Raw genomic sequence first — 13,315 nt, forward strand, 5'->3', positions numbered from 1 at the left:
TCGCTGCGGTGGAGCAAAACGCTCTGTTCGACTGAAATCCAGATAGCAAGAATGGGTTGAGAATTCCGAAATGCGGAATTGAACGCTGTGACGTCTTATTAGTTCGTCTTACGGATAATCATCTATGCTTCGTTGATTCTTCCACCGGCCGATCGATCGCGGCACTGCCCGCTGGCCTCACCCGTACCGCGCCATCGACAGATCCGACACGTCCATGTTCGTCCGCACGCCCGAGACGAGATCGGCGAGGATGCGGGCCGAGCCGCAGGACATGGTCCAGCCGAGAGTGCCGTGGCCGGTGTTGAGGAGGAGATTCGTATAGCGCGTGCCGCCGATGATCGGGGTGCCGTCGGGGGTCATCGGACGAAGGCCGGACCAGAAGGTCGCGGCCTCGAGGTCGCCGCCGGGGAAGAGGTCGGAGACCGACTGCTCCAACGTCGCGCGGCGGGCGGGCGGCAGGTCGGTGGAAAAGCCGGAGATCTCGGCCATGCCGCCGACGCGGATGCGGTCGCCGAGGCGGGTGATCGCGATCTTGTAGGTCTCGTCCATGACGGTCGACACGGGCGCGCGGCTCTCGTCGACGATCGGAGCGGTGATCGAATAGCCCTTCACGGGATAGACCGGGATCTTGATGCCGAGAGGTCCGAGCAGCTTCGGGCTGAAGCTGCCGAGCGCGACGACGACCGTGTCGGCGGTCAGCGTGCCGGCGCTGGTCTCGACGCTCGTGACGCGGTCGCCTTCGGTGCGGATGGCGAGGATGTCGGTGCCGTAGCGAAACGTCACGCCGAGCCCTTCGGCGATCTTGGCGAGGCTCTGCGTGAACTTGAAACAGTCGCCGGTCTCGTCGTTCGGCAGGCGCAGGCCGCCGACGATCTTGTCCCGCACGTAAGCCAGGGCGGGTTCGGCCGCGACGCAGCCGGCCGTGTCCAGCACCTCGAAGGGGACGCCGCCGTCCTTCAGGACCTCGATATCCTTGGCGGTGCCGTCCAGTTGCTTCTGCGTGCGAAACACCTGAAGCGTGCCGGCCATGCGCTCGTCATAGGAAATGCCGGTCTCCTCGCGCAGCGCCATCAGGCAATCGCGGCTGTATTCCGCGACCCGCACCATGCGCGCCTTGTTGATCGCGTAGCGCTTCGACGTGCAGTTGGCGAGCATCTGCGCCATCCAGCTGAGCATCGCCGCGTCCGGCCGGGGGCGGAGGATCAGCGGCGCATGCTTCATCATCAGCCATTTCACCGCCTTCTGCGGCACGCCCGGCGCCGCCCAGGGCGATGCGTAGCCGGGCGAGATCTCACCGGCATTGGCGAAGCTCGTCTCGAGCGCGGCCGCCGGCTGGCGATCGACGACCGACACCTCGTGTCCGGCCTTGGCGAGATAATAGGCGCTGGTCACCCCGATGACGCCGCTGCCGAGGATGAGAACCTTCATCGAATGTTTCCTTCAGCAGATGACGAGGGAGGCAGGATGCGGCGGGCATAGCGGCGACCGAGACCCGTCAGGATTTCGTAAGGGATCGTGCCGGCGTCGGCGGCGACCTGTTCCAGCGTCTGGTTTGGGCCGATCAGCTCGACGGTGTCGCCGAGGCGGAGCGAATCCTCCGGCAGGTCCGAGATGTCGAGGATGATCGAATCCATGGAGACCCGCCCCGCGATCGGCAGGCGGACGGCGCCCTTGTAGGCCGCGCCGACATGGCCGAGGCAGCGTGGCCAGCCGTCGGCGTAGCCGACCGCGATCGTGGCGAGCTCCATCGGGCGGTCCGCGACGAGCGAGCAGCCGTAGCCGATCGCCTGTCCCGCCTTCACCGCGCGCGTCTGGATCACGCGCGCGTCCAGCCGCACCACCGGGCGCATCGGGTTCCTGCGGCCGGCGGTCGGGGCGACGCCGTAGAGCGCGACGCCGGGGCGCACGAGATCCTGGCGGAAGTCTCCGCCGAGCGCGACGCCGCCGGAATTGGCGATGGAGAGCGGTGCCGGCGGCAGACGCGCAGCCAGTGCGAGGAAGGCGTCGAGCTGCTGGCCGTTGTAGGGGCTCGTCGCCTCGTCGCCGCAGGCGAGATGCGTCATCACGAGGATGAGGTCGATGCCGTCGAGGGCGCCCGGCCGCGACGCCAGGGCCTCGACCTCCTCCGGCGCGAGACCGAGGCGCGACATGCCGCTGTCGATCTGGATGACCGCCGGCAGGCTGCGGCCGAGCCGCACGGCGAGCGTCATCCAAGCCTCGACCTGTTCGGTGCCGTTCAGCACGGGCACGATGCCGGCCTCGGCGCAGAGCGCCTCCGAGCCGGGCTGAAGCCCGTTCAGGACGTAGATCGCGGCACCTCGCCCTGCATGCGGTTGGACCTCGAGCGCTTCGCGCAGCTGGGCCGTGAAGAAGTGGCGGCATCCCGCGTCGCGCAGGGCCGGAACGACCTGCTCGACGCCGAGCCCGTAGGCGTCCGCCTTGACGACCGCCGAGCAGGCGGCGGGCGCGGCGCGTTCGGCGAGGCCGCGATAATTCTCCACCAGCGCGTCGAGATCGATCGTCAGGAGCGCACCCGCGCCGACGGTATCGCGAGCCCAGACTGCGTCCAACAGAGCCTCCCGTGCGAGATCGAACAGGCCAAGTCTAGCGACGGTCGATCCGCGCGGGCTTGCGCTCGCTCGCAAGACCTTGCGAAGATCAGGCGATATTCGAACAATCTGCGGCGGCGTCACACATATCCACCATGAGCGACCTCGACACGATCGACCGCAACATCCTTCGCCTGCTCCGGCTCGACGGGCGCATCAGCAATGCCCGCCTCGCGGAAGCCGTCGGCCTTTCGCAATCGGCCTGCCTGCGCCGCGTCCATCTGCTGGAAGAGCGCGGCGTGATCCGGGGCTACACGGCCATCGTCGCCGGTCCCGACGAGGCCGGGGCGATCGTGGCCATCGTGCGCATCACGCTCGACCGGCAGAGCGAGGACTATCTCGACCGGTTCGAGGCGGCGGTGCGCCGGCATCCCGAAATCCGCGAATGCTACCTGATGACGGGCGATGCCGACTACATCCTGCGCGTCGAGGCGCGCAATGCCGGCGATTACGAGACCGTCCACAAGGAGGTCCTGTCGCGCCTTCCCGGCGTCTCGCGCATCCATTCCAGCATCGCGATCCGCAGCGTCCTGTCCGCGATGCGGCGGGAGCGCTGATCCAAGGGCAGACCGCGCCCTCTCGAGGTCCGTCGCATTGCTGTTTCAGGGACCGGCTCCAGATGGTTCGTAAGTTTTACGAACACGAGGCCCGAACCGAGGATGCCCGCTTGATGACGATCGCCCAACCCGCCGCGGCCTTTCGCGGCGGATCGCTCGACGACCGGGTCGCGGCCGCTCTCGCCACCCTCCCCCGGCGATCCGGCTTGGATGATCTCCACGATCGCGATCTCGCCCCGGCGGTCGCCGCGCTTCATCGCGAGGGACTTCTCGCCCTGCCGGTGGACTTCGAGGGCCGGGACGGCGCGCCCGCCTACGGCCTCCCGCCTTCGGACGTGCTGGCCGCTCTCGTGCGGATCGGCGGGCACGATTTGTCTCTCGGCCGGCTCTACGAGGGCCATGTCAACGCGTTGCAGCTGGTCTGCCTCTACGGAACGCCGGACCAGAAGCGACGCCTGCGGGCGGATGCGCGCGCCGGCCGTCTGTTCGGCGTCTGGGGTGCGGACGGCCTGCCGCCGTTTTCAGCCGAGACGGGCGAAGACGGCCGCTTGCGGCTCGAGGGCTCCAAGCGCTTCGCCTCCGGCCTCGGCCTCGTCGCCCGCGCGCTCGTGCCCTACACGCCCCCGGACGGCGAGATGCGCCTGCTTCTCCTCGATGCGACCGATCCCGAACGCATGGATCCTTCGGGCTGGCGGATGAGCGGGATGCGGGCCTCGCGCTCGGGACGCTACGACGCCTCGCGCCTGACCGCTGGGCCGGAGGACGTGATCGGGCGGCCCGGCGACTACAAGCGCGAGCCGTATTTCGTCGGCGGCATCTGGCGCTGCGCGGCCGTGCAGCTCGGCGCGATCGAGCGGATCGTGGAGCTGACGATCGGCGCGCTGCGCGACGGCGGACGGCTCGATCATCCGCTGCAGATGCAACGCGTCGGGTCCATGCTGATGGAGGCGCGCTCGGCGCGGCTCTTCGTCGAGGACGCCGCCCGGCGCGTGGAAGGCGGCGAGGTGGATGCCGCCGCCGTCTCGCACTCGGCTTACGCCCGGTTGCGCACGGAGGCGGCGGGGCTGGCGGTCATGGAGGCGGCCGAGCGGGCGATCGGGCTCGGCATCTTCTGCGAAGGTCATCCGATCGAGCCGATCCTGCGCGACCTGCGCGTCTATCTCCGTCAGGCCAATCCCGACGGAACCCTGATCGAGCACACGCGGACCCTTGCGAACCTCTTCGTCCCGGGGCGACCGGCGTGAGGCTCGGCGACTGGCGGGAGCGCGTCGCGGCCTCGCCGATCGTCTCCGTCGAGACGGCGATCGGGCCGGGCGGGCTCGTCGTCATCGCGCCCCATCCGGACGACGAATGCCTGGGTGCATCCGCTCTGATCGCCGGGGCCGTCCGCCTCGGCCGGCCGGTGGGTCTCGTCGCCCTGACGGACGGCGAAGCTTCGCACCGATCGTCCGACACCTGGCCCGCCCGGCGGCTGGCGGCGCTGCGGGTGACGGAGCAGGCGGCGGCGATGCAGGCGCTCGGCGCCGGCGGAGCGGAGGTGCTTCGCCTGGGCCTTCCCGACAGCGGCGCGGAATGGCATCCGCGCCTGGAAACCTCCGCTGCCGCCGTCGCGGCGCTCTGCGACCGGCTCGGCGCCACCACGCTCGCCGGAACGGTGCTCTTCGATCCGCACACCGATCATCGCGCGGCCGGTCTTCTCCTCGAAGCCGTCGGCGAGCTTCGACCTGCCCTTCGGCTTCTCGCCTACGACGTCTGGACGGTGCGGCTCGATGCCGACGAGGAGGTCGATGCGGAGGGCCTCGAACCCATGCGCCTTGCAACGCCGCGCCCGCAGAAGCGGGCGGCGGTCGCCTGTCATCGCAGCCAACTCGGCCTCGTCGTCGACGACGACCCCGACGGCTTCACGCTGCCACGCTGGTTCCTCGACCATCACGATGGCGAAACGGAAGCGGTCTATCGGCTGCGTTGACGGGAGATGACAGGATCCCGCCGGACCTGTGACGCCGCTGCGGCCTGCCGGCATCGTTCGTCGCTCGACTTGGCCGGAAAGCCGGCTTCAGGGCTTCGGCTCCACCGCATCGACCGACGGATCGATCGGTCTTCCCCGAAGCGTCCGTGCGCGTCTGCACCCGACTCCCCGAACCGTTCCCTGCGATCGCCGACAGAGCCCTTGGCTGCGACGTGAAGGCCCAGGGCTCGCGCGGATCGTTCGACCGGACTTCACGTTGAGATGGACCCGTTCGCGACCGACATCGCGGCAGCCCGCGGCGCGAGAGCGTCCTGCCGGGCGACCCTGGAGCGGACGGTGCTGTGTCGAGTGAAGAGCGACCGCGAGGCCCATCGGGCCGGCGGGGCTCGGGAGGAGTTGCGTTCATGCTGCAGACCGTCACGATCGAAACGCGAAGCGTCGAAGCCGATCATCTGGGGCCCCTCCATCCCGTCGGCGCTACGGCCGCGCTGATCCATCGCAAGGTCGCGGCCTCGAAGGGCAAGCCCCTTCTCTACATCGCCCAGACCGCGCGCCGCGCCCAGGACATCCTCGCAATACTCCAGGCTTTCGCGCCAACGCGCGACGCGGCCTTCCTGCCGCCCTGGGACAGCCTGCCCGGCGACGGCGTCGGCCCCTCGGCTCAGACGATGGGCCGGCGGATGAGCGTCCTGCGCTGGCTGACCGACAAGGCCGAGCGTCCCCCGGTCGTCATCACCACCGCCGAAGCGCTGCTCCGCCGCGTTCCGCCGCGCGCCGTGTGGAAGAATCGCCATGTCGAGCTTCGCGTCGGAGAAACGATCGACCCGGACGCGGTCGGCGAACGGCTGGCCGAGATCGGCTATGTCGTGGACGATCGCGTCGACGAGCCCGGCGAAGCCGCCGTTCGCGGCCGGGTCGTCGACATCTTTCCGGCCGCCGCTCCCCGCCCCTGCCGCATCGAGCACGAGAACGGACGGATCACGGCGATCCGCTCCTACGACCCGGTGTCTCAGCGGTCGGTCGCCACGACCGAGCATCTGATCGTCGATCCCGCGAGCGAACGGATCGGTGCCGCCGTCACCGAGGCCACGGCGGCCCGCGAGCCGGATCTGCCGCGCCACTACGGCCAGCTGGAAACGCTGTTCGACTACCTTCCGGACGCCGTCGTCCTCATGGAGGACGGCGTCGATCGACGGGCCGATTCCTTCTTCGAGCAGATCCGCGAGGGCCATGAGGACGGGGTGGCGGCCAGGATCGACAAGACGTTTCTGAAGCGATCGGAGTTTTCGCGCGCGATCGGCGGGAGACTGGACGCCATCGTCGAGGACGGCACCTTCGCCGACGGCTCGGCCACCGTGCCGCGCTTCGTCGCCGACGACGACCCGATGGAGTCCCTTGCAGGCTTCGCCGCGGACATCATCGCCTCCGGCGACCGGCTCGTCTTCGCGGCGCCGACCGACGCCATCCTGACCGCGTGGCTGCGCCCCGTCGAACGGGCGCTGGACCGGACGGCGCACCGCATCGCCGAGTGGGACGAAGCGACGGCGGCCGAGCCCGGCGCCTTTCTCGCGCTGATCGCGCCGCTGGCCGAAGGGTTCCGGGACCGGACCGACGACCTCACCCTCGTGACCGCCCGCGACATTGCCGGCCACCGCGCGGGATCGTCCATCGAGGGCTCGTCGTCGGTGCTGCCCAGCGGTTCGACGCGATTCGAGTTCGGCGACGCCGTCGTCCATCTCGACCACGGGGTCGGCGTTCTCGAGGGCCTGGACGAGATCGCTGACGGCAACGAGGCGCTGCGCCTGCGCTATGCGGACGATGCCACCCTCCTCGTCCCGATGTCGGACATAGCGGCGCTCTGGCGTTACGGCAGCGCGGACGGCGTGCATCTCGACAAGCTGAAGGGTGACCGCTGGCGCGAACGACGCGACGAGATCATGAGCGGCGTGCGCGCGACGGCGGAAGGGCTGGTCGTCCTCGCCGCCGAGAAGGCGAAACGTCGCTGCGCGCCGATCCAGCCCGACGCCCGTCTCTTCGAGCGATTCTGCGCCCGGTTCTCCTATGAATTGACGCGCGATCAGGAAGCGGCGACGGACGCCGTTCTCGCCGATCTCGCCTCGGGCCGTCCGATGGACCGACTGGTCTGCGGCGATGTCGGCTTCGGCAAGACGGAGGTCGCGCTGCGGGCGGCGGCGGCGGCCGTGTTCTCGGGCCGGCAGGTCGCCGTGGTCGCGCCGACGACCGTCCTCGCCCAGCAGCATTTCCGTCTGTTCGCCAAGCGCTTCGCGCGCCTCGGCATCGAGGTCGCCCAGCTCTCGCGCCTCGGCGGCGCCGCGGAGGCGAAGGCCGTTAAGGCGGGGCTTGCCGACGGACGCATCCAGATCGTCGTCGGCACCCATGCAGTGGCCGCCAAGGACGTCGCCTTCCACGATCTGGCGCTGGTCGTGATCGACGAGGAGCAGCGCTTCGGCTCCGCGCACAAGACCGCGCTGCGCAGGCTCGGCCGCGAGGCCCATGTCCTGGCGATGACCGCGACGCCCATTCCGCGCACGCTCCAGGCGGGCTTCGTCGGGCTTCACGATCTCAGCGTGATCGCGACGCCGCCGGTCTTGCGCCAGCCGGTCGCGACGCGGGTCGAGCCCTTCTGCGACGACGCCGTGCGCGATGCGCTCCAGCGGGAGAAGAAGCGGGGCGGCCGAAGCTTCGTCGTCTGCCCGCGCATCGAGGATCTCCAGCCGATGGCCGAGCGTCTCGCCCGGATCGTGCCCGACCTCGAGGTGACCCTGCTTCACGGCAAGATGGCGGCCGAAGACCTCGACGAGACCATGCTGGCTTTCGCCGGCGGCCAGGGCGACGTGCTTCTGGCGACGAACATCATCGAAAGCGGTCTCGACGTGCCCGGCGCCAACACGATGATCGTCTGGCGGCCGGATCGCTTCGGCATCGGGCAGTTGCACCAGCTGCGCGGCCGGGTCGGACGCGGCGCACGGCGCGGCATCGCGATCCTCGCGACCGATCCGGACCGGCCGCTCGGCGCTGAAACGGAAAAGCGCCTGCGCACGCTGGAGGCGCTCAACCGGCTCGGCGCGGGCTTCGAGATCAGCGCGCGCGATCTCGACCTGCGCGGGGCGGGCGAGCTCCTCGGCGACGAACAGGCTGGCCATCTCCAGCTGATCGGGCTGCAGCTGTACCGCCACGTCCTGGAGCATGCGATGGCGGCGGCGAGCGGCAAGGCGACGGTGGACGACCGCGTCGCGGATCTGCGCCTCGGCGTCGAGGGCCGCATCCCGAAGGACTACATCCCGGAACCCGAAATGCGGATCAACCTCGCCGCCCGCATCGCAGGGGCGCGCGACGCCGCGGCGCTCGATCTTCTCCTCGGCGAGGTCGAGGATCGGTTCGGGCCGCTCCCCGATCCGTTGCGCCTCGCCTTCGATCTCGCCCGGCTGCGCGGCGCCTGCCGCGATCTCGGCATCCACCGCCTCGACGCCGGGCCGAAGGCGATCGCCGCGAGCTTCGATCTGGCGCGGGCCGAGGCCTTGGCGGCCGGAACGGATCTGTCGTCGCACCCGTCGATGAGCTGGTCGAAGAATCGGCTGATCGACACCGGCATCGCGGACAGCGGAGCCGAGCCCGTCGCGGCGGCCATGGCGATGATCGAAACGGCGGAGCGCCTCGTGCGCGGAAAGCCGGCCAAGGCGAAGACGGGCGCAAAACCCGGCGCGCGACGTTCGAGGAAGACGGCGGCGACGGCGGCTTAAGATCGTTCGGGTGGGGCGGCGAGGCAGCCCCCCACGGCGCCCCCTCGGTTCTGCCGGCCTCCTGCCCTTCCAAAGGGACGATCGGCAGCACCGAGGTTGGGGGCAAGCCTCGTCTCTCTATGGAAGGAGAGGCGTTTGGCCGGATCGCGGGATCGGCCGACGCGAGCGACCCTTCGGGTCCCTTACGCCGCATGCGCCGTCGTCTTCCCCGTCACCGCCTTCCAGATCGGCGCGATGACGCGGGAGACGACCGGGATCAGCGCACCGCCGACGACCAGTCCGATGACGCCCGCTCCGGCAGCCGTGACCAGCCATTCCAGGATCGCGGTCAGCGCCGGCACCGCGGCGCCGACCGAAACGGCGATGTCGTGGATGACGTGCTCGACGCCCGCGAACCCGTAGGTCGCGAGCCCGTGCACGATGATGCCGCCGCCGACCCAGATCATCGCAGCGGTGCCGACGATGCCGAGCAGCTTCAGGAAGTAGGGCATTCCAAGGACCAGCCCGCGTCCGACGCCTCGCCAGAGGCCGGCGAGGGCCGAGGTCGACCGGCTTGCCGCCATGGCGACGCCGACGTCGTCGGCCTTCACGATCAGCGCGACGCCGCCATAGACGACGACGGTGATGCCGATGCCGACGACGGCGAGAACGATCGCCTCCATCCAGATCGAGCTGTCGGGCACGCTCGCCAGCGTGATCGCCATGATCTCGGCGGAGAGGATGAAGTCCGTCTTGATGGCGCTCGCCACCTTCTCGTCCTCCAGCGTCTTCGGATTGACCGCGACGCTGCCGATCCGGGCCTCGTGCGCCTCGGCCTTGTGCGGCACGATCCACTCGTAGACCTTTTCGGTGCCCTCGTAGCAGAGATAGGCGCCGCCCAGCATCAGGAGCGGCGTGATGGCCCAGGGCGCGAAGACGCTGAAGGCCAGCGCCGCCGGCAGGAGGAACAGGAGCTTGTTTTTCAAGGAGCCGAGCGCGATGCGGCCGACGATCGGAAGCTCGCGGGCCGGCTCGAAACCGGTCACGTAGCGCGGCGTCACCGCGGCGTCGTCGATCACGACGCCCGCCGCCTTCGCGCCGGCCTTCGCGGCCTGTCCGGCGATGTCGTCCAGGGACGCCGCCGCCACGCGCGCGAGCGCTGCGACGTCGTCGAGTAGGGCAATCAATCCGATGCTCACGGCAGGTCCTTCGATGGGGGTTCCCGAGGCGGGAGAGCCCTCTTGTTAGCAATGCCGTTCTCCGCTGGGAACGCGCAAAACGACGGGCATCCTGCCGATTCGCGAAGGCGGGCGGGTCGAAGCCTATCGTCCACCTCGCCCGGCTTGGAACGATCGTCCTGCCGCGCGGCCCCGCTCGCGCATGGTTTTGCGTTCTCGACGGGCGCGATTGACAGTTCGCGAGCCTCGCCCGACGATCAACCTATCAAGTCTCTGGATTGAATGGAGAGCCACCATGTTCCGCAGGACTGCCCTCGCTTTCGGGCTCGCCATCCTCGCCTCGTCCTCCGCGCTCGCACAGACGACCCTTCTCAACGTGTCCTACGACCCGACGCGGGAACTCTACCGCGACTACAATCAGGCTTTCTCCCGGCATCTCGAAGCCGGCGGCAAGGAGGCGGTCGCCGTCCAGATGTCGCATGGCGGATCGGGCGCGCAGGCGCGCACGGTGATCGACGGCCTGGACGCCGACGTGGTGACGCTCGCGCTCGAAGCCGATATCGACGCCATCGCCAAGGCGACGCAGAAGATTCCGGCGGACTGGCGCAGCCGCCTGCCGAACAATTCGGCGCCCTACACGTCGACGATCGTCTTCCTGGTGCGCAAGGACAATCCAAAAGCGATCAAGGACTGGGGCGACCTCGTGAAGGAGGGCGTGCAGGTGATCACCCCGAACCCGAAGACGTCGGGCGGGGCGCGCTGGAACTATCTCGCCGCCTGGGCCTATGCCAACAAGGCCTTCGGCAACGACGAGGCCAAGACCAAGGATTTCGTCGGGCAGGTCTACCGCAACGTGCCGGTTCTCGACACCGGCGCCCGCGGCTCCACGACCACCTTCGTCCAGCGCGGCATCGGCGACGTGCTCCTGGCCTGGGAAAACGAAGCCTTCCTCGCCATCGAGGAGCTCGGCCCGGACAAGTTCGAGATCGTCGTGCCGTCTATCTCCGTTCTCGCCGAGCCGCCGGTGGCGCTCGTCGACGGCAATGTCGACGCCAAGGGCACGCGCGAGGTCGCGACGGATTACCTCAACTACCTGTATTCGCCGGAAGGCCAGACGATCGCCGCCACGCATTACTATCGCCCGTCCAAGCCGGACGAGGTGACCGACAAGGCGCTCCTCGAGCGCTTTCCCGAGGTCGAGCTCGTGTCGATCGACGACGCGCAGTTCGGCGGCTGGGCGAAGGCGCAGCCAACCCATTTCGGCGATGGCGGCGTGTTCGACCAGATCTACAAGCCGGGCAACTGAACGGCTCGCCGTTCTGCGCCGGACGCCGATCACGAGACGCGAGGGCGAGCGCCGAAAGGCGCTCGCCCTCGCGTGGCGCGTGTGTCACTAGCCAGATGCGTCCTCCGCCCCCATTGTCTTCGTTCCCAGTCCCCCTTCAGCGTCCGCTCCTCGCGCGGCGATCCACGAAAGGCCTGCCGCATTTCATGACGGGACGCTTCGCCATCAAGCGACCGAGCGTCGTGCCCGGCTTCGGGCTCGCCTTCGGACTGACGCTCTTCTACCTCGCGCTCGTGGTGCTGATCCCGCTCGGCGCGCTGATCGTTCGGGCGGCCGGCCTCGGCGTGTCGGACTTCCTGGCGCTGGCGGCCGACCGGCGCGTGCTGTCCGCGCTCTGGCTGTCCTTTTCCGCGTCCTTCGCGGCGGCGGCCATCAACGCCGTCTTCGGCCTTCTCGTCGCCTGGGTCCTGGTGCGCTACCGTTTCCCCGGCCGGCGTCTGGTCGATGCCGCGATCGACCTTCCCTTCGCCCTGCCGACGGCCGTCGCCGGCATCGCGCTGACCGCCCTCTATGCGCCGAACGGCTGGGTCGGGCAGGCCTTCGCGCCGGGCGGCGCGCTCGGCTTCCTCTTCGGCGCCGAGGGCCTGCGCATCGCCTATACGCCGCTCGGCGTGATCGTGGCGCTGACCTTCGTCTCGCTGCCCTTCGTGGTGCGCACCGTGCAACCGGTGCTCGAAGAGGTCGACGCCGAGCTCGAACAGGCCGCCGCGACGCTGGGCGCCAATCGCTTTCAGACCGTGACGCGGGTGGTCCTGCCGATCGTCCTGCCCTCGCTCGTGACCGGCTTCGCGCTGGCGCTCGCCCGCGCCGTCGGCGAGTACGGCTCGGTGATCTTCATCGCCGGCAACATTCCCTACGTGTCCGAGATCGCGCCGCTCCTCATCGTCATCCGTCTCGAAGAGTTCAACTATGCCGGCGCGACGGCGGTGGCGGCGATGATGCTGGCGATCTCCTTCGCCCTGCTCCTCGTCATCAATCTCCTGCAATCCTGGAGCCGGAGGCGCTACGGCCATGCCAGCTGACACCCTGCCCGCCCTGCCCGCGCCCGCGCCCCGAAAGCCGCGCCCCGTCGCGACGGAATCGCCCCTCGTGAAGTGGTCGCTCATCGCGGTGGCGCTCCTTTTCCTCGGCTTCTTCCTGTTCCTGCCGCTTGTCGCGGTCTTCGTGGAGGCCTTCCGCAACGGGCTCTCGGCCTACCTCGCCGCCCTCGTCGAGCCGGACGCGCTGGCCGCGATCCGACTGACGCTGATCGTCGCCGCGATCTCGGTGCCGCTCAACGTCGTCTTCGGCCTCGCCGCAGCCTGGGCGGTCGCCAAGTTCGACTTCAAGGGCAAGAGCCTCCTCATCACGCTCATCGACCTGCCCTTCTCCGTCTCCCCGGTCATCGCCGGCCTCGTCTTCGTGCTGCTCTTCGGTGCGCAGGGCTACCTTCACTGGCTGGTCGCGGCGAGCGGCATCAAGATCGTCTTCGCCATTCCCGGCATCGTGCTCGCCACGATCTTCGTGACGCTTCCCTTCGTCGCGCGCGAGCTGATCCCGCTGATGCAGGAACAGGGAACCGGCGACGAGGAAGCCGCCGTCTCGCTCGGCGCATCGGGCTGGAGCACCTTCCGGCGGGTGACGCTGCCCAACGTGAAATGGGCTCTCCTCTACGGCGTCCTTCTCTGCAACGCGCGCGCCATGGGCGAGTTCGGGGCGGTGTCGGTGATCTCCGGGCGCATCCGGGGCGTGACCAACACGATGCCGCTGCATGTCGAGATCCTCTACAACGAATACGCCTTCTCCGCCGCCTTCGCGGTGGCGACCCTCCTCGCCGCGCTCGCCTTCCTGACGCTCGGCTTCAAGGCGCTGCTCGAAGCGCGCTTCGCCGGCGATCTCGCCGCCACCGGCCGCGCCGGCCACTGATCGGGACGAACA

Annotated in this window: 10 protein-coding genes; 7 read left to right on the plus strand and 3 right to left on the minus strand. The window is 69.3% G+C overall.

The genetic code is table 11. The annotated features are described in order from the left end of the window. Window positions 1–177: 177 nt before the first annotated feature. Together ASG43_RS10860 and alr are read right to left on the minus strand one after the other, a co-directional pair. Window positions 178–1,428, minus strand: coding sequence for a D-amino acid dehydrogenase (locus ASG43_RS10860; RefSeq protein ID WP_056504272.1), 1,251 nt, complete (start codon window positions 1,426–1,428; stop codon window positions 178–180). After that, window positions 1,425–2,570 carry an alanine racemase gene (gene alr / locus ASG43_RS10865; protein WP_056504276.1) on the minus strand — a complete coding sequence of 382 codons (1,146 nt, stop codon included), beginning with the start codon at window positions 2,568–2,570 and terminating at the stop codon, window positions 1,425–1,427. Before alr ends, ASG43_RS10860 begins: the two co-directional genes overlap by 4 nt. Before the next feature lie 134 nt (window positions 2,571–2,704). On the opposite strand from alr, the gene ASG43_RS10870 reads away from it, so the two are divergent. From ASG43_RS10870 to ASG43_RS10885, 4 genes are all read left to right on the plus strand, one after another. Further along, entirely contained in the window at window positions 2,705–3,166 is a 462-nt protein-coding gene (locus ASG43_RS10870; RefSeq protein ID WP_056504279.1) for an Lrp/AsnC family transcriptional regulator, read from the plus strand. 113 nt (window positions 3,167–3,279) lie between these two features. Further along, the gene (locus ASG43_RS22725) at window positions 3,280–4,410 is read left to right on the plus strand and encodes an acyl-CoA dehydrogenase family protein (protein ID WP_056504282.1); all 1,131 of its coding nucleotides are present in this window, start codon (window positions 3,280–3,282) and stop codon (window positions 4,408–4,410) included. Beyond that, window positions 4,407–5,135, plus strand: a complete 729-nt coding sequence (locus ASG43_RS22730) for a PIG-L family deacetylase (protein WP_056504285.1) — start codon at window positions 4,407–4,409, stop codon at window positions 5,133–5,135. The genes ASG43_RS22725 and ASG43_RS22730 overlap by 4 nt, the downstream gene beginning before the upstream one ends. A gap of 404 nt (window positions 5,136–5,539) precedes the next feature. Further along, window positions 5,540–8,896, plus strand: a complete 3,357-nt coding sequence (locus ASG43_RS10885) for a DEAD/DEAH box helicase (RefSeq protein ID WP_056504288.1) — start codon at window positions 5,540–5,542, stop codon at window positions 8,894–8,896. 182 nt (window positions 8,897–9,078) lie between these two features. On the opposite strand, the gene ASG43_RS10890 is transcribed toward ASG43_RS10885, so the two are convergent. After that, a complete protein-coding gene (locus ASG43_RS10890) occupies window positions 9,079–10,074 on the minus strand; it encodes a DUF808 domain-containing protein (protein ID WP_056504291.1) in 996 nt (331 codons plus the stop codon). Window positions 10,075–10,348: 274 nt separating this feature from the next. Here ASG43_RS10890 and ASG43_RS10895 point away from each other — a divergent pair, with 274 nt between their 5' ends. The 3 genes from ASG43_RS10895 (at window position 10,349) to cysW (ending at window position 13,303) form a co-directional block, all read left to right on the plus strand. Beyond that, complete coding sequence (locus ASG43_RS10895) at window positions 10,349–11,359, plus strand: sulfate ABC transporter substrate-binding protein (RefSeq protein WP_056504295.1); 1,011 nt, start codon at window positions 10,349–10,351, stop codon at window positions 11,357–11,359. A gap of 185 nt (window positions 11,360–11,544) precedes the next feature. Then, a complete protein-coding gene (gene cysT, locus ASG43_RS10900) occupies window positions 11,545–12,420 on the plus strand; it encodes a sulfate ABC transporter permease subunit CysT (protein ID WP_056504300.1) in 876 nt (291 codons plus the stop codon). Then, the gene (cysW, locus tag ASG43_RS10905; RefSeq protein ID WP_082490817.1) at window positions 12,410–13,303 is read left to right on the plus strand and encodes a sulfate ABC transporter permease subunit CysW; all 894 of its coding nucleotides are present in this window, start codon (window positions 12,410–12,412) and stop codon (window positions 13,301–13,303) included. Before cysT ends, cysW begins: the two co-directional genes overlap by 11 nt. Window positions 13,304–13,315: the final 12 nt, after the last annotated feature.

The sequence above is a fragment of the Aureimonas sp. Leaf454 genome, assembly GCF_001424685.1.
Taxonomy (GTDB): domain Bacteria; phylum Pseudomonadota; class Alphaproteobacteria; order Rhizobiales; family Rhizobiaceae; genus Plantimonas.

What these genes read in the sequence shown, in the direction of transcription:
- ASG43_RS10860 (WP_056504272.1), bottom strand. Translation starts at nt 1,428, where the DNA reads ATGAAGGTTCTCATCCTCGGCAGCGGCGTCATCGGGGTGACCAGCGCC.
- ASG43_RS10870 (WP_056504279.1), top strand. Translation starts at nt 2,705, where the DNA reads ATGAGCGACCTCGACACGATCGACCGCAACATCCTTCGCCTGCTCCGG.
- ASG43_RS22725 (WP_056504282.1), top strand. Translation starts at nt 3,280, where the DNA reads ATGACGATCGCCCAACCCGCCGCGGCCTTTCGCGGCGGATCGCTCGAC.
- ASG43_RS10885 (WP_056504288.1), top strand. Translation starts at nt 5,540, where the DNA reads ATGCTGCAGACCGTCACGATCGAAACGCGAAGCGTCGAAGCCGATCAT.
- ASG43_RS10895 (WP_056504295.1), top strand. Translation starts at nt 10,349, where the DNA reads ATGTTCCGCAGGACTGCCCTCGCTTTCGGGCTCGCCATCCTCGCCTCG.
- cysT (WP_056504300.1), top strand. Translation starts at nt 11,545, where the DNA reads ATGACGGGACGCTTCGCCATCAAGCGACCGAGCGTCGTGCCCGGCTTC.
- cysW (WP_082490817.1), top strand. Translation starts at nt 12,410, where the DNA reads ATGCCAGCTGACACCCTGCCCGCCCTGCCCGCGCCCGCGCCCCGAAAG.